The sequence below is a fragment of the Spiroplasma endosymbiont of Zeiraphera isertana genome (assembly GCF_964030805.1).
GTDB lineage: Bacteria > Bacillota_I > Bacilli_A > Mycoplasmatales > VBWQ01 > Spiroplasma_E.
On the sequence record NZ_OZ034965.1, the window covers coordinates 1189671 to 1212988 of the forward strand.

The window sequence follows — 23318 nt, forward strand, 5'->3', positions numbered from 1 at the left end:
CCTGAAAAAATTAATTTTAGTTTTTTTTAATTCTTTCAATTGGAGTTTCAGTAGCATCAATAGCTAACAAATTATTATTAGTACCTTTATTTTTTGTTAAATCTTTTTTTCCAGGTAAATTAAAAATTCCGCTTTTTATTAAAATATTTTCAATTAAAAAAATATTACGAACGCAACTAGTATGACTAATATTATATCTTTTTGCAATAACTCTATAACTACTATAGTCTTTTCGATATTCTAAAGTCATTAATAAACGCTCTTCAATTACAATTTTATTTTTTCTACCACCATAATATTTTTGTTTAGACTCAGCAATTTTTAAAATTTCAAGCATTTTATAAAATGTTTGTGGCTTTATGCCGACTAAACTATAAAATTCTTGATCATCTTTATATTTTTTCAACATAATAACTATCACCTTTAATATTAATAATAATCGTTAAATTGTTAAAATTAAAGGTTTTGCACCAAGTCTATTCTTTTATTGCTATTATTGATTCAATACTCAGATACTTATACATTGCGCTAATTCCTTTCTTTTCTTAATTATAGAACTAACACAATTTAATTTTTATATAAGTGTCCTTTTTAATTTTACAATTAAAGAATTATAATAATTAATGAATAATATAAATAATTTGGAATCAAAAATGGTGAAAAATTTTTAATTTTATTCATCTTTTTTTTATTACTAATAAAAAATTTATTTATTAGACTTGGTGCAAAACCTTTAATTTTAACAATTTAACGATTATTATTAATATTAAAGGTGATAGTTATTATGTTGCAAAAATATAAAGATGATCAAGAATTTTATAGTTTAGTCGGCATAAAGCCACAAACATTTTATAAAATGCTTGAAATTTTAAAAATTGCTGAGTCTAAACAAAAATATTATGGTGGTAGAAAAAATAAAATTGTAATTGAAGAGCGTTTATTAATGACTTTAGAATATTGAAAAGACTATAGTAGTTGTAGAGTTATTGCAAAAAGATATAATATTAGTCATACTAGTTGCATTCGTAATATTTTTTGAATTGAAAATATTTTAATAAAAAGCGGAATTTTTAATTTACCTGGAAAAAAAGATTTAACAAAAAATAAAGGTACTAATAATAATTTGTTAGCTATTGATGCTACTGAAACTCCAATTGAAAGAATTAAAAAAAACTAAAATTACTTTTTTCAGGTAAAAAGAAACATCATTCTCTCAAATCCCAAATAATTATTGATATTTCCAATGGAAAAATTATTTCAACTGCTTTTTGTTTTGGAAGCATTCATGATTTTAAATTGCTTCTAAAATCTAAAACTTTTATTCATCCAGAAAAACAAGTTTTTGTTGATTCAGGTTATCAAGGTATACAAAATATTCATAAAAATACATTTTTGCCATTTAAAAAAAGTAAATACAATCAATTAACACCAATTCAAAAAGAATACAATAAAACTTTAAGTAAAATTAGAATTAAAATTGAACACGTATTTGCTAAACTAAAACGTTTTAAAATTTTAAGTTTAAAATATCGCAATAAAATACGAAGATTTGCATTAAGATTTAATTTAATAGCAGGAATATATAATTTTGAATTACCTTAGTTTTGCACCAAGTCTATTATATTAGTTGAAATAACAACATTCGTAAAAATTTTTGTAAAATCTTCAATATTTTTTCAACTAAGTTCAATATCTTCTGGATTTGCCACCAGTCATTTATTTTTTTTCTTTTTGTAAATAACTATAAAATGAAATCCGACATTAGCATTATATATTTGAATAATTAATGGTTTAACAATTATTAGTGATTTTAATTTATCAAAATTAATATTATAAGCTTTTAATAATAAATTATAATTACTAGCCAATTGTTTTAATTCTAAAAGATTAATTCCCAATTTTGTTAAAAATATATCTTTTTTTTATGTCATTAATTAATAACTTCTTCTTAAAATAAAACCTATATATCATAGCAAGACATGCCAAACCACAATCATTTTCTGTTTCTTGTTGAACAAAAGGATATTTCATATAAAAAATCACCGCCAATAATAATTAACAGTGATTACCATTTTTTCCTTTTTATTACTTACGATGTTTTTTCTTTTTAGCAGCAGCGCTTTGTTTTTCGCGTTTTTCATCACGCGCAGAAAGAAAATGTTTATGTCTTTTTTCTGCTCTTTTAGTTTCTTGGGCCTTTTTACTAAATCCTTTTAAAAGACGTTGAAACTCTTGTTCACTACTTGTTCGTTCTTCGTTTTCTTTGTTGTCTGATGATGGTGATTTTTTCACTGAATGCATTCATGTCAGCTCCTATTTTTTATTTTACTTTAACAATTATATTAGTAAATTAAAAAATTATCAATATTTTTATACAATATTAAACTTTTTATTTTAAAAAAAATTAAAAGTAAGATTATCTTTTAAAATTTCACACTTACTAACTATTATTTAATAATACTTAATGATTTTATAATATTGTAAATGTTTATGTTTTTAATAAATAAAACAAAAAAATTATTGGGAGCGTACCGATGTTGTCAATAAGATTCAAATTTGTCTTAAAATTATAAAGTTAGACGAGAATAATTTTGACTTCAATATGCAATTGTATGTTAATCTTAACACTTAGAAAATATTAGTCAACAATAATACTTACTTTGTCATTATTTAGTGATAATTTCCTATTAGTTATAGAGTAAAAATTTCCCAAAAAGTGAAGTTAAATATACTTGGTGATAAATATGGAAAGAAGCATGACTATGAAAAAAAATATAAGTATAAAATTATAAACGACATTACTATTAAAAAAATATCTAAACATCAAGCCAAAAATAAACTTAACCTAACTATTAGAAGAATTAATCAATTAATTCAAATTTTTAATAAAGAAGGTAAAACTGGTTTTATTCATAAATCTCGCAATAGAATTTCTAATAAAGCAACAAAGATTAAAATTAAAAATGAAATTATAAATTTGTATAAAACAAAATATTATAAGGAAATTATCCCCGCATGTACTAGTGTGGAGGAAAAAATGAATTGAAATGAATTCAATAGCATATTTCAAACTGAAAACGATTGTTTGAAATATATAGCGAAGTTTAAAACAATGAAATGCATCAGGTGTGCTTCTTCTAGTTTGAATGCTTCTGATTTGAGAAGAATACGATGTTTGAACTGTAACCAAACATTTAGTATTCTTTATGGAACCATTTTTTATAAGTCACAGACCCAAATGACATCTTGGTTTTATCTCATCTTTAGATGAATAAACACAAAGCATGGCATACCAGCAACCGATGTTGCAAGGGAATTGGGTGTGACCTATAAAACAGCTTGAAGAATGTGTCATGAAATCAGGACTAGAATTGGAAATCAAGATGCAGGTTTCATTGTTGATGGCACAGCACAGATGGATGAAATGTATCTTTCACATTTAGGTTTTAAAAAACAAGGAAGATCCTTGTTGAATAAAACTTTGATTGTTGGAGTTTATGAGAAAACCAGCAACAAACTAATTGTGAAGGTGCTGAAAAATGCAGATGAAAAAAACCTTTTAAGATTTGCATTGAAACACATTTTTACTGAGTGCTGTCTATTTACGGATTCTTGGAAGGGATATGTAAGTTTCAAAAAATTCTATCCCAAACATGAAATCGTAAATCATGAAGTTGGGTATGTGTCACCAACAGGTGTAAACACAAACCAGATTGAATCAGCATGAAAGCACATCCGACGAACTTTCCGAACACACATAAGAGTTTCAAAGCACAATATTCATTTATATGCAAAAGAATCAGCATATAAATTCAATAACATACCTAGTTTTGAAACTGTAATTTTGTGTTTGATTTAAATACATGCGGGGATAATTTCCTAGGTAGGCTTTTATCTCCATTTATGTGATAAAATTTAAAAATAGTACATAAAGGGATAAAAGCCTATTATAATTTTAATTTTCAACATTTTCATGAAAAATTAATTAATAGACTTGGTGCAAAACCTTTAATTTTAACAATTTAACGATTATTATTCATATTAAAGGTGATAGTTATTATGTTGAAAAAATATAAAGATGATCAAGAATTTTATAGTTTAGTTGGCATAAAGCCACAAACATTTTATAAAATGCTTGAAATTTTAAAAATTGCTGAGTCTAAACAAAAATATTATGTTGGTAGAAAAAATAAAATTGTAATTGAAGAGCGTTTATTAATGACTTTAGAATATTGAAAAGACTATAGTAGTTATAGAGTTATTGCAAAAAGATATAATATTAGTCATACTAGTTGCATTCGTAATATTTTTTGAATTGAAAATATTTTAATAAAAAGCGGAATTTTTAATTTACCTGAAAAAAAAGATTTAACAAAAAATAAAGGTACTAATAATAATTTGTTAGCTATTGATGCTACTGAAACTCCAATTGAAAGAATTAAAAAAAACTAAAATTACTTTTTTCAGGTAAAAAGAAACATCATTCTCTCAAATCCCAAATAATTATTGATATTTCCAATGGAAAAATCATTTCAACTGCTTTTTGTTTTGGAAGCATTCATGATTTTAAATTGCTTCTAAAATCTAAAACTTTTATTCATCCAGAAAAACAAGTTTTTGTTGATTCAGGTTATCAAGGTATACAAAATATTCATAAAAATACATTTTTGCCATTTAAAAAAAGTAAATACAATCAATTAACACCAATTCAAAAAGAATACAATAAAACTTTAAGTAAAATTAGAATTAAAATTGAACACGTATTTGCTAAACTAAAACGTTTTAAAATTTTAAGTTTAAAATATCGCAATAAAATACGAAGATTTGCATTAAGATTTAATTTAATAGCAGGAATATATAATTTTGAATTACCTTAGTTTGGCACCAAGTCTAATGAAGAAAAAATTAAAATTTTATATAGCACTCTTTATACTATATTAATTAAAGAAAAAATAATTTCACCCAAAAGACATAAGAATAAGAAAAATATTTTACATCCTACAAGAAATCGTAGAACAAATTTTGGTGAATTAATTCAAATGGATGCCAGTAATCATCATTGATTTAGTAACGATAAACCAAAAGCATTTTTACATGCTGCAATTGATGATGCTACAGGAAGCATTGTCGGACTATGATTTGATAATCAAGAAACATTAGATGGTTATTATAATGTTTTTTATCAAATTTTAACTAATTATGGAATACCAAAAATATTTTATACTGATAATAGAACAGTTTTTGGATATAAGAAAAAAATTGATTCAGGTAAAATAAACACAGAAAATGACACTTATACTCAATTCCAAAAATGCTGTAATGATTTGGGCGTTGAAATAATGAGAACTTCAATTCCACAAGCTAAAGGTAGAATTGAACGTTTATTTGGAACACTTCAAAGTCGATTAATTAGTGAATTACGACTTAATAAAATTAAAACATTAGATGAAGCTAATCAATTTCTTAAAACGTACATAAACGTTTTTAATAAACAGTTTGACTTTCCTATTGATGATAATAAATCTGCTATGGTTAAAGCTCCTACACAAGAAGAAATAAATATTTATCTTTCAAGATTTTCTAAAAGAAAAACAGATAGTGGTTCAACTATAACATATTATGGTAAAAAAATATTTTCCTTATAAAAATAACAAAATTCAATATATACAGCCTATAACTGATGTAATTGTACTTAAATCATTTATTAATGACTTATATCTTAGTTATAATAATCAAATGTATGAATTAAAAGCCTGAGTTGTAAATATAAATGGGACAGTTTTTTAAAATAATTGTATGGGTGAGTAAAGTTAATAGTTATAATTTAATTTTCTTTAAATAAAAGACAACTTTAAAGGGCGTATAAAGTTAATGGTTAGATTTAAAAAGAAGTTAAATGAGAGATAATACTCTCATTTTTTAATTGTTAAACAATTATAATTAATTATTTTATTAAACCTATACTTTATTAAAGTAATTAATTATTCCAAATTTAATAAAAATTATAAAAGCTATTGTATAGGAATTTGCAAATAGTAATTTTTGTGTTGCTCTTTTACAACTTGATATTTTTTGGTTCCCTTCCCCTAGAACCCCTACCCTCCAAGGCTTATGCTACTTACAGTAGCATAAGCCTTACGTATAGTAAGTAGTTAGCAGTATATAAGCCTTTTATCACTGTAGGTGATAAGGCTTATACATAGAAAGGATTTGTAATGATTAATGTTAATTTAGATATTAAAAATAAAATTAAAGAAAAAACTAAAGGTATGTTATTAGAAATTGGTGAATATGAAACATGATTTCCAATTAAAGATACTATTATTGATGAAAAAAATAAAAAAATAGCATTAAAAATAATTGAAGATTTTTATTATAAATTAGGTAAAAAATCAATAACAAAAGATATTGAAAGTGTTAAAGGTAGTGATATTTTAAAATATATTAAAAATATTCCAAATATTACTAGAAATGAAAATGAATTAATATCTTGTGAATTTTATGAACGATATAATGGTTATTATATTTTTAAAAATCTTTAATTGTAAAATTAAAAAGTACACTTATATAAAAATTAAATTGTGTTAGTTCTATAATAGACTTGGTGCAAAACCAAGGTAATTCAAAATTATATATTCCTGCTATTAAATTAAATCTTAATGCAAATATTCCTATTTTATTGCGATATTTTAAACTTAAAATTTTAAAACGTTTTAGTTTAGAAAATACGTGTTTAATTTTAATTCTAATTTTACTTAAAGTTTTATTGTATTCTTTTTGAATTGGTGTTAATTGATTGTATTTACTTTTTTTAAATGGCAAAAATGTATTTTTATGAATATTTTGTATACCTTGATAACCTGAATCAACAAAAACTTGTTTTTCTGGATGAATAAAAGTTTTAGATTTTAGAAGCAATTTAAAATCATGAATGCTTCCAAAACAAAAAGCAGTTGAAATAATTTTTCCATTGGAAATATCAATAATTATTTGGGATTTGAGAGAATGATGTTTCTTTTTACCTGAAAAAAGTAATTTTAGTTTTTTTTAATTCTTTCAATTGGAGTTTCAGTAGCATCAATAGCTAACAAATTATTATTAGTACCTTTATTTTTTGTTAAATCTTTTTTTCCGGGTAAATTAAAAATTCCGCTTTTTGTTAAAATATTTTCAATTAAAAAAATATTACGAATGCAACTAGTATGACTAATATTATATCTTTTTGCAATAACTCTATAACTACTATAGTCTTTTCAATATTCTAAAGTCATTAATAAACGCTCTTCAATTACAATTTTATTTTTTCTACCACCATAATATTTTTGTTTAGACTCAGCAATTTTTAAAATTTCAAGCATTTTATAAAATGTTTGTGGCTTTATGCCGACTAAACTATAAAATTCTTGATCATCTTTATATTTTTTCAACATAATAACTATCACCTTTAATATTAATAATAATCGTTAAATTGTTAAAATTAAAGGTTTTGCACCCAGTCTATTTAATAATCCCATACAATTAGATAAAAGTAGTACTTTATTTACTAAAATTCAAGAAATGGAAATTAAAGAAAATCTTGGATATGAAATTAATTTAAACCCAAAAATAAAATTAGAAACAAAAATTCAAAAACTAGAGAAAGAAATTGAACAACTTAAAAATAAGATTTAGTTATTCAAAAATTCTAAATTAAAAACCCGTAATCATGGATAAATTTATTTGTTAAATATTTTTATATAATAGACTTGGTGCAAAACTAAGGTAATTCAAAATTATATATTCCTGCTATTAAATTAAATCTTAATGCAAATCTTCGTATTTTATTGCGATATTTTAAACTTAAAATTTTAAAACGTTTTAGTTTAGCAAATACGTGTTCAATTTTAATTCTAATTTTACTTAAAGTTTTATTGTATTCTTTTTGAATTGGTGTTAATTGATTGTATTTACTTTTTTTAAATGGCAAAAATGTATTTTTATGAATATTTTGTATACCTTGATAACCTGAATCAACAAAAACTTGTTTTTCTGGATGAATAAAAGTTTTAGATTTTAGAAGCAATTTAAAATCATGAATGCTTCCAAAACAAAAAGCAGTTGAAATAATTTTTCCATTGGAAATATCAATAATTATTTGGGATTTGAGAGAATGATGTTTCTTTTTACCTGAAAAAATTAATTTTAGTTTTTTTAATTCTTTCAATTGGAGTTTCAGTAGCATCAATAGCTAACAAATTATTATTAGTACCTTTATTTTTTGTTAAATCTTTTTTTCCAGGTAAATTAAAAATTCCGCTTTTTATTAAAATATTTTCAATTCAAAAAATATTACGAATGCAACTAGTATGACTAATATTATATCTTTTTGCAATAACTCTATAACTACTATAGTCTTTTCAATATTCTAAAGTCATTAATAAACGCTCTTCAATTACAATTTTATTTTTTCTACCACCATAATATTTTGTTTAGACTCAGCAATTTTTAAAATTTCAAGCATTTTATAAAATGTTTGTGGCTTTATGCCGACTAAACTATAAAATTCTTGATCATATTTATATTTTTTCAACATAATAACTATCACCTTTAATATTAATAATAATCGTTAAATTGTTAAAATTAAAGGTTTTGCACCAAGTCTATTATTGTTATTGATGAATTAGCAGATTTAATGGTACAAGCAAGCAAACAAATTGAAGAAGGGATCATGCGAATTACACAAATGGGTCGAGCAGCAGGAATTCATTTAGTAATAGCAACACAAAGACCATCAGTAGATGTAATTACTGGCGTAATTAAAAATAATATTCCAGCAAGAATTGCTTTTAAAGTTGCATCTTGAATTGATTCAAAAACAATCCTTGATACTGCTGGAGCAGAAAAATTATTAAGTAAAGGCGATATGTTATTTTTAGCTCCAGGACAAAATAATATCAATCGTTTACAAGCACCATGAATTAGTGATGAAGATGTTTCAGAATTAATAAAGTTTATTAAAGAACAATCTTCGGTTAAATATGATAATAATTTTATTGAAAAAATGAAAGAAATTAAAAATTCAAAAAAATAAAATAATTATTTTATTATTGAGGTAATTTTATATCTTCATAAATGGGAAATTTATTTAAAAGCATATCAACTTTTTTTCTTAATTCATTTAAACCATCATAATTAATACCCTTAGGTAATTTTCAAGCACTAATAATAATCTTTCCTAATTCAATAAACTGCTCTTCTTTAAAACCTCTCGTTGTCATTGCTGGACTACCAAAACGAACACCACTAGTAATAACAGCTGGTAAAGGATCAAAGGGAACACCATTCTTATTAGCAACAATATTAATCTTTTCTAAAATATCAACAGCTTCTTTACCATTTAAACCGTTAATATTAGTAACATTAACAGTTAATAAATGATTATCAGTGCCACCCGCCACTACATGAAATTTTGCATCAAGAAAAGTTTTCGCTAATGCTTGAGCATTTTTAATTACTTGCATTTGATAAGTTTTAAATTCTGGCGTTAATGCTTCATAAAAAGCTTGTGCTTTTGCTGCAATAATATGTTCCAATGGCCCACCTTGATTACCGGGAAATACCGCACTATCAATTTTCTTTTTTAATTCTTCGGTGCAAAGAATAGCACCACCGCGTGGTCCTCTTAATGTTTTATGGGTTGTTGTTGTTGTAATATCAGCATAACAAATAGGATTTTGATGTAATCCAGCAGCAATTAATCCAGCAATATGCGCCATATCAACCATTAAATATGCTCCAACAGTATCGGCAATTTTACGAAACTTTGATCAATCAATAAGTCTTGAATAAGCACTAGCTCCTGCTACAATAATTTTTGGTTTACATTCTTTAGCAATTTTTAAAATTTCATCATAATCTAAATATTCATCCTTTTTACTTACACCATAATTAACACCGTGATAAATTTTACCAGAAAAATTAATTTTATAACCATGAGTTAAATGACCACCGGCATCAAGTTCCATACCAAGAATAGTATCACCCGGACGTAATATAGCAGCATATGCTTCAGCATTAGCTTGACTACCAGAATGAGGTTGTACATTAGCATGAAAATTACCTTTTTTACATTGACCTGGTTTATGATTACAATTAAATAATTGTTTAAAACGCTCTATTGCCAAATTTTCAATTTTATCAACATTTTCGCAACCATTATAATATCTTCTGCCAGGATAACCTTCTGCATACTTATTAGTTAATATTGTTCCGGCAAGTGTAAGTACAGCTGGTGATACATAGTTTTCTGAAGCTATTAATTCAATATGATTTTGTTGACGTTGTCATTCATCTTTCACAATTTTTTTTAATTCTGGGTCAAGACCCTTATTAAAAGATTTATCCATTTTTAAACATCCTCTCTTTAATAATTTAATAGTAAAATTATTTTAGTTTTGCAACTCTTAATTGATGTCTTTTTTCATCACTTGTTTTAGTATTTAAAAATAATTTCACAAGTTCTACTGCTTTATAATCAGAAATAATTCTAGCACCTAGTGCTAAAACATTAGCGTCATTATGAAGCCTTGCCAATCTTACTGTTTCTTCTTCATAGCAAAGGGCACAACGAACACCATTAATACGATTGGTAGCAATGCTAATACCAATACCAGTACCACAAATTACAATACCAAAATCTGCTTTTTTACTAACAATAGCATTAGCAACATTAAAACCAAAATTAGGATAATCAACAGGCTCACTGCTATTTGTTCCTAAATCTAAAATTTGATAGCCTTCTGTATGTAAAAATTTAATAATTGGTTGTTTAAATTCATAAGCGGTATGATCATTACCAATAGCAATTACTAAACCATTAGTTTTCAACTTTATCACTTCCTTAGTTTAAATATTAGTTTTATTATACCTTTAATTGTAAAATTAAAAAGGACACTTATATAAAAATTACCTGAGTTGTAAATATAAATGGGACAGTTTTTTAAAATAATTGTATTAAATCTATTGGTCTTTTATAAGAGAGCGATTTTCTTTTAATTTTCAAAAAAACTCTTGATGAAATAAAAAAAAATCATCAACCTGGCCTAAAATTTGATTTTATTTAATTTTGGGATTTATTTTTTTTACAAACTGAAATATAATGCTTCAGATTTTGCATAAGGTGATATTTTATAATGTTGGTATTTAAATTTTCATAAATTGAGGTAATTTTGAATATTGGTAAATCCAATGCCATGATAATGAGTAATAAATTCTTTTAAACTTGATTGTATTTTACTGATATTACTTAAATTTTTATAATTTAATTCTTTATTTTCTTTTGATTTAAATTTCTTGAGAGTACATTTTGTTTGTTTAGCTACTGTATCATATAGTATTTGCATATCACAAACTATAATTGATTTTTCTTCGATAAGCTTAGATGTTAAATTTTCTTGTACTCATTTTTTTGTTAATCTTTTAGTATTTGTTGTTTGAGCATAAATATTTTTATTTTCATCAATTGCCATTTCAATACAACAGTTTAAATCTTTAGCATTTTCTTCAATTCATTTTTTTCTTGGATCATCTGTATTTTTGAAATTTACTTTATGAATTTCTTTGATAAAAGTTTCATCAATTTCAATTCTACCTTTTAATTTTGTGAATGGTTTTTGTTTTTTTGCTAATTGTGATGATTTCATAAATTTTTGACGATTAAATCATGCTGATGTTTTTGAAATTTTAGCAAATTGAGAAATAGTATAAGCAGATTGACCTAACAATGACAATCAAATTATTCAATCTCATTGTTCATGAGATAAATGACTTCAATAGACTTGGTGCAAAACCTTTAATTTTAACAATTTAACGATTATTATTAATATTAAAGGTGATAGTTATTATGTTGAAAAAATATAAAGATGATCAAGAATTTTATAGTTTAGTCGGCATAAAGCCACAAACATTTTATAAAATGCTTGAAATTTTAAAAATTGCTGAGTCTAAACAAAATATTATGGTGGTAGAAAAAATAAAATTGTAATTGAAGAGCGTTTATTAATGACTTTAGAATATTGAAAAGACTATAGTAGTTATAGAGTTATTGCAAAAAGATATAATATTAGTCATACTAGTTGCATTCGTAATATTTTTTAAATTGAAAATATTTTAATAAAAAGCGGAATTTTTAATTTACCTGAAAAAAAAGATTTAACAAAAAATAAAGGTACTAATAATAATTTGTTAGCTATTGATGCTACTGAAACTCCAATTGAAAGAATTAAAAAAAACTAAAATTACTTTTTTCAGGTAAAAAGAAACATCATTCTCTCAAATCCCAAATAATTATTGATATTTCCAATGGAAAAATTATTTCAACTGCTTTTTGTTTTGGAAGCATTCATTATTTTAAATTGCTTCTAAAATCTAAAACTTTTATTCATCCAGAAAAACAAGTTTTTGTTGATTCAGGTTATTAAGGTATACAAAATATTCATAAAAATACATTTTTGCCATTTAAAAAAAGTAAATACAATCAATTAACACCAATTCAAAAAGAATACAATAAAACTTTAAGTAAAATTAGAATTAAAATTGAACACGTATTTGCTAAACTAAAACGTTTTAAAATTTTAAGTTTAAAATATCGCAATAAAATACGAAGATTTGCATTAAGATTTAATTTAATAGCAGGAATATATAATTTTGAATTACCTTAGTTTTGCACCAAGTCTATTAAAACAAGAACTGGATGGTAGAAAACTTAAAACTATAAATGAACTAATGAATGATAAAACAATAATAAATGTTGAAAATAATATAATTCCGGTTGAAAATCAGTTTGATGTATATAAAGCTAATTCTATGGACAATATGCAACCTCCTACAAATGTAAGACAACGACGTTATTCATTTTAAAATATAACGATAATTAGTTTAATTATTCTTACTTAATTAAGTAAGAATAATTTTTTATATATTTTTATATATATTTTTTATTAAAAATATATAATTTTATTGAGTATTTAAAGGTAGAAAAAATATTCAAAAAGTGAAAGGAATAATAAATTATGCCATGAAAATCTATTGAGAATAATAAATTAAAACAAGAAGCACATGCTAAAAATGCTGATAAAATAAATAAAGCTTGAGGAGAAAAAAATGAATCTGAAAGAAGAGAAAGAGTTTGTCAAAATCTCGAATTAGATAAATCAAAAATAAATAGTGAATCTTCTTCAAGTGAAAGTAAAAACTCTAGTAGTAAAAACAGTAACCAGTTATAAAAAAAACATTTTTTTTAATTAGACTTGGTGCAAAACTAAGGTAATTCAAAATTATATATTCCTGCTATTAAATTAAATCTTAATGCAAATATTCGTATTTTATTGCGATATTTTAAACTTAAAATTTTAAAACGTTTTAGTTTAGCAAATACGTGTTCAATTTTAATTCTAATTTTACTTAAAGTTTTATTGTATTCTTTTTGAATTGGTGTTAATTGATTGTATTTACTTTTTTTAAATGGCAAAAATGTATTTTTATGAATATTTTGTATACCTTGATAACTCTGGATGAATAAAAGTTTTAGATTTTAGAAGCAATTTAAAATCATGAATGCTTCCAAAACAAAAAGCAGTTGAAATAATTTTTCCATTGGAAATATCAATAATTATTTGGGATTTGAGAGAATGATGTTTCTTTTTACCTGAAAAAAGTAATTTTAGTTTTTTTTAATTCTTTCAATTGGAGTTTCAGTAGCATCAATAGCTAACAAATTATTATTAGTACCTTTATTTTTTGTTAAATCTTTTTTTCCAGGTAAATTAAAAATTCCGATTTTTATTAAAATATTTTCAATTCAAAAAATATTACGAATGCAACTAGTATGACTAATATTATATCTTTTTGCAATAACTCTATAACTACTATAGTCTTTTCAATATTCTAAAGTCATTAATAAACGCTCTTCAATTACAATTTTATTTTTTCTACCACCATAATATTTTGTTTAGACTCAGCAATTTTTAAAATTTCAAGCATTTTATAAAATGTTTGTGGCTTTATGCCGACTAAACTATAAAATTCTTGATCATCTTTATATTTTTTCAACATAATAATTATCACCTTTAATATTAATAATAATCGTTAAATTGTTAAAATTAAAGGTTTTGCACCAAGTCTATTAAAATAAACTTCAATATGAAGTTTATTTTTAATTTATTTTTTTAATCTTAATTAAGATATTGATGAAATTAGCATTTATGTTATTAAAAATAGTGTTTATAACTTAAAAGATATATAATAAAAAAATTATTTATTTAATCTTTTGTAAATTTTTCTTGATTTTAATATATATATATCATATAATATACAAGCTAGAATAAGCCAAAGACAGCAACGGACTTTTGTCTTAATTATGTTGCTCAGGTAATTTCCATCATTATATATGCATGTGATTTACTCGGTTTTGCTCCGAGTTTTATTTACTACTTATTGCTAGTTATTTCAGAATAATAAGGAGGTGTACTTATGCGCTCAGCAATGGTTGAAAAACAAAAAACTATTGATTTAATTGCTAAGCAAATTAATGATTCAAAAACAACAATTGTTGTACAATATCAAGGTATGAATGTTGAAGAAATTAGTTCTTTACGTAAGGAATTAAGAGCTAAAGGTGCAACATTCACTATTTATAAGAATAATTTAGTTGCTCGTGCTTTAAAAAAAGAATATTCATCGCTTGAAAGTAGTTTAGTTGGCCCGAATGGTTTTATCTTTGGATTTGAAAACGACTTAGAAACAGCTAAAATAGTTTCTAATTATGCTAAAATTAATAAATTATTAGTATTAAGAGGTGGCATTTTTGAAGGGAAAGTTATTGACCAAAGTGAGTTACAAAAAATAGCTTCATTACCATCAAAATTAGAATTAATTTCAATGTTATCTTCTTGTTTACAAGCACCAGTTCGCAATTTGGCTTTAGCAATTAAAGCGGCAGCCCAACAAAAAGAAAACGCATAATTAACACTTATTAAATAAAAAAAATATGGAGGAAAAAATAATGGAAAATATTACAAATAAACAAATTATTGAACATGTTAAAACAATGACAGCAGTTCAATTAAAAGAATTAGTTGAATTAATTGAAACAACTTTTGGAGTAACTGCAGCAGTTGCTTCTGCACCAGCAGCAGCTAAAGAAGAAGCAACAAAACCATCAACAGTTTCTGTAATCTTAAAAGAAGTAGGAGACAAAAAAGTTGATGTTATTAAAGCAGTTAAGGCAATTGTTGGTGGTACAATGTCTTTAATGGATGCTAAAAAAATGGTTGATGCAGTAGCAACAGGACCACAAAAGATTTTAGAAAATATTGATACAGCAAAAGCAACAGAACACGAAGCAACGTTAAAAGCCGTTGGTGCTATTGTTGAAGTTAAGTAGTTCAAATATTAAAAATTTATATGAAAACCAGTTTTAATTAATACTGGTTTTCTGTTTGTTATTTAACTAAAAATTATCAACTTAAAACTTAATATTTTATCAAACTAATTAGTAATTTAATACTAATTAACTGAAATCAAATTATTTGATTTTAATAAATTTTTAAAATTGGAGATGAACCAATGTCATATACTACAAAACAATTTGGTCATTATGCTAAAAGACGTGACTATACTAAAGTATCAGGAAATTTAGATCTTCCTGATTTAATTTCAATTCAACGTGATACTTATAAATGATTTATTGATACAGGAATACAAGAAGTATTTAATGAAATATTTCCGGTAACTGATAATGATAATCGTATTATTTTATCATTGATTGATTGAGAATTTCGTAAACCAAGAAGAACATTAAAAGAAGCAAAAGATGAGTCAAAAACTTATGAAGCACCAATCTATACAAAATTATCTTTATCAATTCATGAAAATAATCGTCATTTAACTATTGCTGCTAAAGATAATATTTTAGATTATTTAATGCGTTTCATTAAAGACCAATTTGGTATTAAAAACATTAATGAACCAAAAGTTAGCGATAATATATATTATTTTGAAGAAAAAAATGTTCATGCTAATAGTGAATTTTCAACTATTGAAGTTACTATTAAAAGTAGAGAAGAAGATGTTTTAATTGTTGATTATACATTAACTCGTGAAGGAGATGTATTTTTAGGTGATTTTCCATTAATGACACAAAAAGGAACCTTTATTATTAATGGAAGTGAAAAGGTTGTTGTTTCACAATTAGTTCGTTCACCAGGTGCATATTTTAAAATTGAAATTGATCCAAAAACCGGATTATATAAATTTTTAGGTGATTTAATTCCATCACGTGGAACTTGACTAGAATTTGAAACTGATTCTAAACGTAATAAATTAGTTCGTAATAAAAATGCAATTAAAGATATTATTCAAGTTAAAATTGAAAAATCACGTAAAATTGCAGTAACCACTTTACTTACTGCCTTAGGATTAACTAAAGATGATGTTATTAATATAATTGGTAAAGATGATCTTTTATTAAATACTTATGAATATGATGAACATCAAAATTGACCAGCAGCAGTACAAGAAATTTATAAAAAAATTAAAGCCGGAGAAACTGCCAGTGTTGATGGTGCTGCAAAATTTTTAACTGGATTATTATTTGATTCAAAAAAATATGATTTAACAAAAGCAGGAAGATATAAGTTAATTCAAAAATTAGCTATTACAGATCGTGTTTTAAATTACACTCTAGCTGAAGATATTAAAGATATTAGAGGTAAAGTTGTTTTATCCAAAAAAACAGTAATTGGTAAATCACAATTAGAAATTCTAAAAACAGTATTAGAAGAAGGAGCATGTTTAGTACCTTTAAAAACATCAATTAGTGATAGTGAACCAAAACATTATGTGCAGTTAATTAAAGTTTATAATGATAAAGAAAGATTAAATGAAGTTATTAATGTTGTTGGAATTAATCCTAAATGTAAAGAAGTAATTATTACTATTGCTGATATTTTAGCAACTCTTTCTTATATTTTAAATTTTGTTCATGGTATTGGTAATGCTGATGATATTGATCACTTAGCAAATCGTCGTATTCGTACAATTGGTGAATTACTACAAAACCAATTTCGTATCGGGATGGGACGTATTGAAAAAAATGTTAAAGAAAAAATGTCAACTACTGATAGTGATAAAATGAAACCAGCAAATATTACAAATAATAAACCATTAACAGCTGTTATTGGTGAGTTTTTTAACTTATCACAATTATCACAATTTATGGATCAAACTAATCCATTAGCAGAATTGGCTAATAAAAGACGTTTAACTGCTTTAGGACCTGGTGGATTATCACGTGATCGTGCTAGTTTAGAAGTTCGTGATGTTCACTATTCTCACTATGGAAGAATTTGTCCAATTGAAACTCCTGAAGGACCTAATATTGGTTTAATCAATAATTTAGCCACTTATGCTCGTATTAATGAATACGGTTTTATTGAAACACCTTACCGTCAAGTAATTGCAGGTAAAATTACTAATGAAATTAAATATTTAACTGCCGGTGAAGAAAAGAATTATATCATTGCACAAGCTAATATTGAATTAGATACTAATAATGTTATTAAAAATAATAATGTTATTGCTCGTAGTAATGGTCAAAATATTATTGTTGGACCAAACGAAGTTGAATATATTGATGTTTCACCAAAACAAATTGTGTCAATAGCTACAAGTTGTATTCCCTTTTTAGAAAATGATGATGCTAACCGTGCTTTAATGGGTGCTAATATGCAACGTCAAGCAATTCCATTATTAAAACCACAAACACCAATTGTTGGTACGGGTGTTGAGTATGCTGTTGCTCGTGACTCAGGATTAGCTATTGTTGCTAATTTACCGGGAGTTGTACAATATGTTGATTCTCATGAAATTATTATTAAATCAGAAGATGAAATAACAACTTATGAGTTAAGTCGTTTTGAACGTAGTAATCAAGGAACAGCAGTAACTCATGTGCCATTAGTAAAAGTTGGTGATAAAGTTGAAGTTAATCAAATTTTAGCAGACGGACCTTCAATGAAGGATGGTGAACTTGCATTAGGACAAAATGTAATTATTGCTTTCATGACTTGACATGGTTATAACTATGAAGATGCTATTATTATTAGTGAACGTTTAGTAAAAGATGATGTTTATACTTCAATGCATATTGAAGAATATAATTTAGAATGTCGAAAAACAAAACAAGGTAAAGAAGAAATTACACGTGAAATCCCTAATACTTCTGAACAATCAAGACGTTATCTTGATGATGAAGGAATTGTTTTAATTGGAACTGAAGTTAAAGAAGGAGATATTCTTGTTGGTAAAGTTACACCAAAAGGTCAAACACAATCAACTGCTGAAGAAAAATTATTAGCAGCTATTTTTGGTGAAAAATCACGTAATGTTAAAGATAATTCATTACGAGTACCAAATGGTGGTGCTGGAATTGTTCAAGGTATTAAACGTTATAAACGTGAAGATGGTTTTGACTTACCTTCAGAAGTAGAAGAAGTAGTTAAAGTATTTATTGTACAAAAACGTAAAATCCGAGAAGGAGATAAAATGGCTGGAAGACACGGAAATAAAGGTGTTATTTCTAAAGTCTTACCAATTGAAGATATGCCTTTCCTAGAAGATGGAACACCAGTTGATATTATGTTAAATCCATTAGGAGTACCATCGCGGATGAATATTGGACAAATTCTTGAATTACACTTAGGAATGGCTGCTAAAACTTTAGGAATTAAAGTAGCAACCCCTGTTTTTGATGGTGCAAAAAATCAAGACTTGTTAGATATTATGAAAGAAGCAAAATATAATGACTTTGATAAATTAACATTATATGATGGTTTAACTGGTGAAAAGTTTGCCAAGAAAATTTCAGTTGGTGTTATGTATATGTTAAAACTATCACACATGGTAGATGATAAATTACATGCTCGTAATGTTGGCCCATATTCATTAATTACTCAACAACCATTAGGTGGTAAGGCACAAAATGGTGGACAAAGATTTGGAGAAATGGAAGTTTGAGCATTAGAAGCTTATGGTGCTGCTCATACTTTACAAGAAATCCTAACTATTAAATCTGATGATATTAAAGGTAGAATTAAAACTTATGAAGCGATTCTACGTAATAAACAAATTCCAACGCCGGGTATCCCTGAATCATTTAATGTTTTAACAAAAGAACTACAAGGTTTAGGAATAAATATTGTGTTAATTGACGAAAAAGGTCAAGAACAAAAAGTTGTAACTTACGATGAAGAAGTCGAAAGTTATCTTGAGGATTAGAAAAGGAGTAATAAATATATGCAAATGCAAAAAAATTCAAAACATTATACTGCCCTTAAAATTTCTCTTGCTTCTCCCGATCAAATTCGCTCATGATCACATGGAGAAATTACAAAGCCAGAAACAATTAATTATAAGTCATTAAAACCTGAAAAAGATGGATTATTTGATGCACGAATATTTGGACCAACTAAAAATTATGAATGTACTTGTGGTAAATATAAGAAAATAAAAAATAAAGGTAAAGTTTGTGAACGTTGTTTAGTAGAAATTACTGAAGCAATTGTTCGACGTGAACGTTTAGGACACATTGAGTTAGAAGAGCCAGTAACTCATATTTGAATGTTAAAGGCTTCTCCTTCAAGAATTGCGTTAGCATTAGATATGAAAGCTAAAGACTTAGAAGAAGTAGCATATTTTGTTTCTTATATTGTTTTAGATCCAGGGACTGCTAAAGGTTTAAAACAAAAAATGATTATGGATTTAGGTAATGCTAAATCTTCAACTGATACTCGTAATCGTTTACGTAAAGTATTTGCACAAATTTTAGAACAATTCGAACCTTCTTCTTTTGCTTATACTCGTGCTCAAATGTTAACTGATACTTTAGCAGATACTTCACGTCCATTTTCAATGGATGAATGTGCTCAATTTATTACTAAACATACTGGAACAAAATTTGGAATTGGTGCTTCAGCTATTGAGTATTTATTAAAAAATATTAATTTAGAAAAAGAATTTCTTGCCATTAAAAAACAATTGACAAACAAGAAATCACAAACTGATCGTAGAAAACTAGAACGTCGTTTAGATGTTATTGATTCATTTGCTAAATCAGGAAATAAACCAGAATGAATGGTATTACACGCTATTCCGGTGATTCCACCTGATATTCGTCCAATTATTCAGTTAGATGGTGGTCGTTTTACAACATCAGAAATTAATGATTTATATCGAAGAATTATTATTCGTAATGAACGCTTAAAAAAAGTAAAACAAATGGGAGCACCAATCTTAATTATTAATAATGAAAAAAGAATGTTGCAAGAATCAGTTGATGCTTTATTTGATAATGAACGTAAAGCACGTCCAGTAACAGGAAGAGATAAACGTCCGTTAAAATCTTTAACTTCAACATTAAAAGGAAAACAAGGACGTTTTCGTCAAAACTTATTAGGTAAGCGTGTTGATTATTCAGGTCGAAGTGTTATTGCTGTTGGTCCGGAATTAAAAATGTATCAATGTGGTATTCCTCGTGATATGGCAATTATTTTGTTCAAACCTTTTGTTGTGCAAAGATTAGTTCATCAAGAATTAGCTTTAAATATTAAAATTGCTGAAAAATTAATTGAAATTCAAGATGAACGAATTTGAGATGTTTTAGAAGAAGTAATTAAAGATCGTCCTGTCTTATTAAACCGTGCTCCAACTTTACACCGTTTAGGAATTCAAGCATTTGAACCAATTCTAGTTAAAGGGAAAGCTATTCGTTTACACCCACTAGTAACTCCTGCTTTTAATGCTGACTTTGATGGTGACCAAATGGCTGTTCACGTGCCAATTACTCAAGAAGCAGTAGCTGAAGCAAGAAGTTTAATGTTAGGTTCAAAAAATATTTTAAGTCCTAAAGATGGTAAACCAATTGTTACGCCAACTCAAGATATGGTTCTTGGTAATTATTATTTAACTATTGAAAAATTAGATGAATTAGGTCAAGGTTCAATTTTTAAAGATGTTAATGAAGCAATTAAAGCTTATGATACAAAAAAGGTTTCATTACATGCTATTATTGGAATTCGTGTTGCTAGTTTAGGTGCAAGTAAATTTGCTGCTACCGATCAAAATAAATTTTTAATTACTACTATTGGTAAGATTATTTTTAATCAAATGTTTTCAGAAAGAATGCCATTTATTAATCGCCCAAATATTATGAATTTAACTGAAACTCATAATGAAGATTTAGTTGCAACTGATGTTGATTTTCGTGAATTTATTAAAAAAAGAGTTATTGTTGAACCATTTAAGAAAAAAGCTTTAGCAGATATTATTCATAAATATTTTAAAACTTTTGGAACTCAATTAACTGCACAAATGTTAGATAAAATGAAAAATCTTGGTTTTAAATTTTCAACAATTTCAGGAACAACAATTTCTGCAGGCGATGTTGTATCTTATTCAGGTAAAACAAGATTATTTAAAGAAGCAGATGAATATGTTAAAACAATTAACAAGTTTTATAAACAAGGTATGTTAACTAATCGTGAGCGTCATTACCATATTATTAATAAATGAAGTGGTATTAAAAACAATATTCAAGTTGAACTAGAAACAGTTTTAAGAAAAGATATTGAAAATCCAATCTTTATGATGTGAGATTCAGGTGCTAGAACTAATATTAGTAACTTTACTCAATTAGTAGGGATGCGTGGTTTAATGAATAATCCAAAAGGAGAAGTTATTGAATTACCAATTAAATCTTCATTCCGTGAAGGATTAAATGTTTCAGAGTTCTTTATTTCTACCCATGGTGCTCGTAAAGGAATGGCAGATATGGCGCTTAAAACTTCTGACTCAGGTTATTTAACAAGAAGACTAGTTGACGTTTCACAAGATATTATTGTTACTGAAGAAGATTGTAATACCGGTAATGGCTTTATAATTAGTGACGTTGTTGACCAAAAACGTAATAATATTATTGTGCCGTTACGTGACCGTTTATTTGGACGTTTTGTTCAAGGTGATGTTGTTGATAGTAAAAATAATGTAATTGTTGCAAATAATGAATTAATTACTGAAAAATTAGTAGAAACAATATTAGAGGCAAAAATTACAAAAATCAATATTCGTTCAGTTTTAACTTGTGAAGCAAGTTATGGTGTTTGTCAAAAATGTTATGGTATTAATTTAACAACAGGTTCTATTGTTGCTATTGGCGAAGCAGTTGGAATTATTGCGGCGCAATCAATTGGTGAACCAGGAACTCAACTAACGATGAGAACTTTCCATACTGGAGGAGTTGCTGGTGGTAGTGATATTACCCAAGGATTACCAAGAATTAAAGAATTATTAGATATTACTAATCCCAAAGGTGCTGTTGCTATTATTAGTGAATTTGATGGTAAAGTAACAGATATTCGTGAAGAGCAAGGAATTTATACAATTACTGTAAAGTCAAAACTTGACTATAAAGAATACAAAACTCAATATAATGTGCAGGTAAGAATTAAAATTGGTGATAATGTTAAGATTGGCCAAAAACTAACTGAAGGTGCAATTAATATTACACAATTACTAGAAGTAGCAGGAATCATTGAAGTTCAACAATATATTTTAAAAGAAGTACAACGTGTTTATCGTTTACAAGGAATTGAAATTTCTGATAAGTATATTGAAATTATTGTAAAACAAATGTTGAATCGTATTTTTGTAGTTGAAGGTAATGATTCACCATTATTGCCTGGAGCGATTGTTGATATCAAAGAATTTAAGAATGTTAATGCCAAAATTATTGTTGCTGGTAAAAAACCTGCTTTTGGTCATCCAATTATTTTAGGGATTAAAAAAGCACCATTAGAATCAGAATCATTCTTGGCTGCTGCTTCTTTCCAAGATACCACAAGAGTATTAACTAATGCTGTTATTAAGTCAAAACAAGATAATTTACGTGGTTTAAAAGAAAATGTTATTTTAGGAAACTTGATACCGGCCGGTACTGGTTTAATGCCAACTGAGAAGTTAATAGGTATGGGTAATTCTTCACTTGAAGAAGAATACTAAATTAAATATTTAAAAAGTGAGAATAAAATTCTCGCTTTTTAAATATTTAATTTTATTTTACTAGTTGTATGTTTTAAAGATACGATAAATATATTTCTGGACATTCTTGTGTATAATTAATTTTACCAGAATTTATATTTTTTTGTTTTTTTATTAAACTCTTGCATTGTTTTTTCAGATTTTTCTTTTGCTTAACATTCTTCTGAATTATCTTTTTTATGGAGATG

The 23318-nt window shown here is 25.9% G+C and carries 31 protein-coding genes, 1 pseudogene and 1 other annotated feature; of the genes and pseudogenes, 17 read left to right on the forward strand and 15 right to left on the reverse strand.

All coding sequences use genetic code 4. The features are described from left to right. Nucleotides 1-16: 16 nt before the first annotated feature. A complete protein-coding gene (locus AAHM78_RS08320) occupies nucleotides 17-409 on the reverse strand; it encodes a transposase family protein (RefSeq protein WP_342252814.1) in 393 nt (130 codons plus the stop codon). Between the two features lie 375 nt (nucleotides 410-784). On the opposite strand from AAHM78_RS08320, the gene AAHM78_RS08325 reads away from it, so the two are divergent. Further along, nucleotides 785-1177, forward strand: coding sequence for a transposase family protein (locus AAHM78_RS08325; protein ID WP_342252815.1), 393 nt, complete (start codon nucleotides 785-787; stop codon nucleotides 1175-1177). A gap of 59 nt (nucleotides 1178-1236) precedes the next feature. Further along, nucleotides 1237-1602, forward strand: coding sequence for a transposase family protein (locus AAHM78_RS08330; RefSeq protein ID WP_342254958.1), 366 nt, complete (start codon nucleotides 1237-1239; stop codon nucleotides 1600-1602). Here the strand turns inward: AAHM78_RS08330 and AAHM78_RS08335 are convergent. Genes AAHM78_RS08335 through AAHM78_RS08340 form a run of 3 tightly spaced genes read right to left on the reverse strand, consistent with a single transcriptional unit; the run spans nucleotide 1599 to nucleotide 2301 of the window. Further along, nucleotides 1599-1898 (reverse strand): cysteine peptidase family C39 domain-containing protein, encoded by a 300-nt coding sequence (locus AAHM78_RS08335; RefSeq protein WP_342252816.1) that lies wholly within the window; start codon nucleotides 1896-1898, stop codon nucleotides 1599-1601. The two genes, AAHM78_RS08330 and AAHM78_RS08335, sit on opposite strands and share 4 nt — an antisense overlap. Then, nucleotides 1888-2031 (reverse strand): cysteine peptidase family C39 domain-containing protein, encoded by a 144-nt coding sequence (locus AAHM78_RS16930; protein WP_425289636.1) that lies wholly within the window; start codon nucleotides 2029-2031, stop codon nucleotides 1888-1890. The genes AAHM78_RS08335 and AAHM78_RS16930 overlap by 11 nt, the downstream gene beginning before the upstream one ends. 54 nt (nucleotides 2032-2085) lie before the next feature. Continuing rightward, a complete protein-coding gene (locus AAHM78_RS08340) occupies nucleotides 2086-2301 on the reverse strand; it encodes a hypothetical protein (RefSeq protein WP_174480618.1) in 216 nt (71 codons plus the stop codon). An 841-nt stretch (nucleotides 2302-3142) separates the two neighbouring features. Here AAHM78_RS08340 and AAHM78_RS08345 point away from each other — a divergent pair. The 5 genes and pseudogenes from AAHM78_RS08345 (at nucleotide 3143) to AAHM78_RS08365 (ending at nucleotide 6542) form a co-directional block, all read left to right on the forward strand. After that, on the forward strand, nucleotides 3143-3859 hold the full coding sequence (locus AAHM78_RS08345; RefSeq protein WP_342252817.1) for an IS1595 family transposase: 717 nt from the start codon (nucleotides 3143-3145) through the stop codon (nucleotides 3857-3859). 200 nt (nucleotides 3860-4059) lie between these two features. Then, nucleotides 4060-4452, forward strand: a complete 393-nt coding sequence (locus AAHM78_RS08350) for a transposase family protein (RefSeq protein WP_342252818.1) — start codon at nucleotides 4060-4062, stop codon at nucleotides 4450-4452. Between the two features lie 59 nt (nucleotides 4453-4511). Next, complete coding sequence (locus tag AAHM78_RS08355; protein WP_342254958.1) at nucleotides 4512-4877, forward strand: transposase family protein; 366 nt, start codon at nucleotides 4512-4514, stop codon at nucleotides 4875-4877. A gap of 15 nt (nucleotides 4878-4892) precedes the next feature. Beyond that, a pseudogene (locus AAHM78_RS08360) lies at nucleotides 4893-5751 on the forward strand (ISNCY family transposase); the annotation flags it as partial. A 464-nt stretch (nucleotides 5752-6215) separates the two neighbouring features. Next, the gene (locus tag AAHM78_RS08365; protein ID WP_342252819.1) at nucleotides 6216-6542 is read left to right on the forward strand and encodes a hypothetical protein; all 327 of its coding nucleotides are present in this window, start codon (nucleotides 6216-6218) and stop codon (nucleotides 6540-6542) included. Here the strand turns inward: AAHM78_RS08365 and AAHM78_RS08370 are convergent. The 5 genes from AAHM78_RS08370 to AAHM78_RS16945 form a co-directional block, all read right to left on the reverse strand. Then, a complete protein-coding gene (locus AAHM78_RS08370) occupies nucleotides 6529-6987 on the reverse strand; it encodes a transposase family protein (RefSeq protein WP_342255106.1) in 459 nt (152 codons plus the stop codon). The two genes, AAHM78_RS08365 and AAHM78_RS08370, sit on opposite strands and share 14 nt — an antisense overlap. Before the next feature lie 50 nt (nucleotides 6988-7037). Continuing rightward, nucleotides 7038-7430, reverse strand: coding sequence for a transposase family protein (locus AAHM78_RS08375; RefSeq protein WP_342252820.1), 393 nt, complete (start codon nucleotides 7428-7430; stop codon nucleotides 7038-7040). A 326-nt stretch (nucleotides 7431-7756) separates the two neighbouring features. After that, nucleotides 7757-8221 carry a transposase family protein gene (locus AAHM78_RS16935; RefSeq protein ID WP_425289800.1) on the reverse strand — a complete coding sequence of 155 codons (465 nt, stop codon included), beginning with the start codon at nucleotides 8219-8221 and terminating at the stop codon, nucleotides 7757-7759. After that, the gene (locus tag AAHM78_RS16940; protein ID WP_425289734.1) at nucleotides 8163-8414 is read right to left on the reverse strand and encodes a transposase family protein; all 252 of its coding nucleotides are present in this window, start codon (nucleotides 8412-8414) and stop codon (nucleotides 8163-8165) included. The genes AAHM78_RS16935 and AAHM78_RS16940 overlap by 59 nt, the downstream gene beginning before the upstream one ends. Nucleotides 8415-8431: 17 nt before the next feature. Further along, complete coding sequence (locus AAHM78_RS16945) at nucleotides 8432-8572, reverse strand: hypothetical protein (RefSeq protein ID WP_425289735.1); 141 nt, start codon at nucleotides 8570-8572, stop codon at nucleotides 8432-8434. Nucleotides 8573-8650: 78 nt separating this feature from the next. Between AAHM78_RS16945 and AAHM78_RS08385 the strand changes: the two genes are divergently transcribed. After that, on the forward strand, nucleotides 8651-9070 hold the full coding sequence (locus AAHM78_RS08385) for an FtsK/SpoIIIE domain-containing protein (RefSeq protein WP_342255107.1): 420 nt from the start codon (nucleotides 8651-8653) through the stop codon (nucleotides 9068-9070). A 13-nt stretch (nucleotides 9071-9083) separates the two neighbouring features. On the opposite strand, the gene glyA is transcribed toward AAHM78_RS08385, so the two are convergent. From glyA to AAHM78_RS08400, 3 genes are all read right to left on the reverse strand, one after another. Beyond that, the gene (glyA, locus tag AAHM78_RS08390; RefSeq protein ID WP_342252821.1) at nucleotides 9084-10385 is read right to left on the reverse strand and encodes a serine hydroxymethyltransferase; all 1302 of its coding nucleotides are present in this window, start codon (nucleotides 10383-10385) and stop codon (nucleotides 9084-9086) included. 37 nt (nucleotides 10386-10422) lie between these two features. After that, entirely contained in the window at nucleotides 10423-10851 is a 429-nt protein-coding gene (rpiB, locus tag AAHM78_RS08395) for a ribose 5-phosphate isomerase B (protein ID WP_174480264.1), read from the reverse strand. A 269-nt stretch (nucleotides 10852-11120) separates the two neighbouring features. Then, nucleotides 11121-11825: a transposase gene (locus AAHM78_RS08400; protein ID WP_342252822.1), complete on the reverse strand. Its 705-nt coding sequence runs from the start codon at nucleotides 11823-11825 to the stop codon at nucleotides 11121-11123. A gap of 56 nt (nucleotides 11826-11881) precedes the next feature. Here AAHM78_RS08400 and AAHM78_RS08405 point away from each other — a divergent pair, with 56 nt between their 5' ends. The 5 genes from AAHM78_RS08405 to AAHM78_RS08425 all read left to right on the forward strand — a co-directional run bounded on the left by AAHM78_RS08405 (nucleotide 11882) and on the right by AAHM78_RS08425 (nucleotide 13262). Then, a complete protein-coding gene (locus AAHM78_RS08405; RefSeq protein ID WP_342252823.1) occupies nucleotides 11882-12022 on the forward strand; it encodes a hypothetical protein in 141 nt (46 codons plus the stop codon). A 17-nt stretch (nucleotides 12023-12039) separates the two neighbouring features. After that, nucleotides 12040-12135: a transposase family protein gene (locus AAHM78_RS08410; protein WP_342252824.1), complete on the forward strand. Its 96-nt coding sequence runs from the start codon at nucleotides 12040-12042 to the stop codon at nucleotides 12133-12135. A 353-nt stretch (nucleotides 12136-12488) separates the two neighbouring features. After that, nucleotides 12489-12698, forward strand: a complete 210-nt coding sequence (locus AAHM78_RS08415; RefSeq protein WP_342252825.1) for a transposase family protein — start codon at nucleotides 12489-12491, stop codon at nucleotides 12696-12698. After that, nucleotides 12685-12897 (forward strand): hypothetical protein, encoded by a 213-nt coding sequence (locus AAHM78_RS08420; protein ID WP_342252826.1) that lies wholly within the window; start codon nucleotides 12685-12687, stop codon nucleotides 12895-12897. The genes AAHM78_RS08415 and AAHM78_RS08420 overlap by 14 nt, the downstream gene beginning before the upstream one ends. A 152-nt stretch (nucleotides 12898-13049) precedes the next feature. Beyond that, nucleotides 13050-13262 carry a hypothetical protein gene (locus AAHM78_RS08425; protein ID WP_342252827.1) on the forward strand — a complete coding sequence of 71 codons (213 nt, stop codon included), beginning with the start codon at nucleotides 13050-13052 and terminating at the stop codon, nucleotides 13260-13262. A 35-nt stretch (nucleotides 13263-13297) separates the two neighbouring features. On the opposite strand, the gene AAHM78_RS08430 is transcribed toward AAHM78_RS08425, so the two are convergent. The 3 genes from AAHM78_RS08430 to AAHM78_RS08440 form a co-directional block, all read right to left on the reverse strand. Next, a complete protein-coding gene (locus AAHM78_RS08430; protein ID WP_342252828.1) occupies nucleotides 13298-13507 on the reverse strand; it encodes a transposase family protein in 210 nt (69 codons plus the stop codon). Nucleotides 13508-13699: 192 nt separating this feature from the next. Continuing rightward, nucleotides 13700-13933, reverse strand: coding sequence for a transposase family protein (locus AAHM78_RS08435; RefSeq protein ID WP_342252829.1), 234 nt, complete (start codon nucleotides 13931-13933; stop codon nucleotides 13700-13702). Between the two features lie 17 nt (nucleotides 13934-13950). Beyond that, nucleotides 13951-14091: a hypothetical protein gene (locus tag AAHM78_RS08440; protein ID WP_342252823.1), complete on the reverse strand. Its 141-nt coding sequence runs from the start codon at nucleotides 14089-14091 to the stop codon at nucleotides 13951-13953. 255 nt (nucleotides 14092-14346) lie between these two features. Further along, nucleotides 14347-14472 (forward strand) — a sequence feature (ribosomal protein L10 leader region). Nucleotides 14473-14520: 48 nt separating this feature from the next. Here AAHM78_RS08440 and rplJ point away from each other — a divergent pair. The 4 genes from rplJ to rpoC all read left to right on the forward strand — a co-directional run bounded on the left by rplJ (nucleotide 14521) and on the right by rpoC (nucleotide 23091). Further along, on the forward strand, nucleotides 14521-15000 hold the full coding sequence (rplJ, locus tag AAHM78_RS08445; RefSeq protein ID WP_342252830.1) for a 50S ribosomal protein L10: 480 nt from the start codon (nucleotides 14521-14523) through the stop codon (nucleotides 14998-15000). A gap of 40 nt (nucleotides 15001-15040) precedes the next feature. Then, the gene (gene rplL / locus AAHM78_RS08450) at nucleotides 15041-15421 is read left to right on the forward strand and encodes a 50S ribosomal protein L7/L12 (protein WP_252320298.1); all 381 of its coding nucleotides are present in this window, start codon (nucleotides 15041-15043) and stop codon (nucleotides 15419-15421) included. Between the two features lie 182 nt (nucleotides 15422-15603). Next, nucleotides 15604-19314: a DNA-directed RNA polymerase subunit beta gene (locus AAHM78_RS08455; RefSeq protein WP_342252831.1), complete on the forward strand. Its 3711-nt coding sequence runs from the start codon at nucleotides 15604-15606 to the stop codon at nucleotides 19312-19314. 24 nt (nucleotides 19315-19338) lie between these two features. Continuing rightward, nucleotides 19339-23091 (forward strand): DNA-directed RNA polymerase subunit beta', encoded by a 3753-nt coding sequence (gene rpoC / locus AAHM78_RS08460; protein ID WP_342255108.1) that lies wholly within the window; start codon nucleotides 19339-19341, stop codon nucleotides 23089-23091. Nucleotides 23092-23318: the final 227 nt, after the last annotated feature.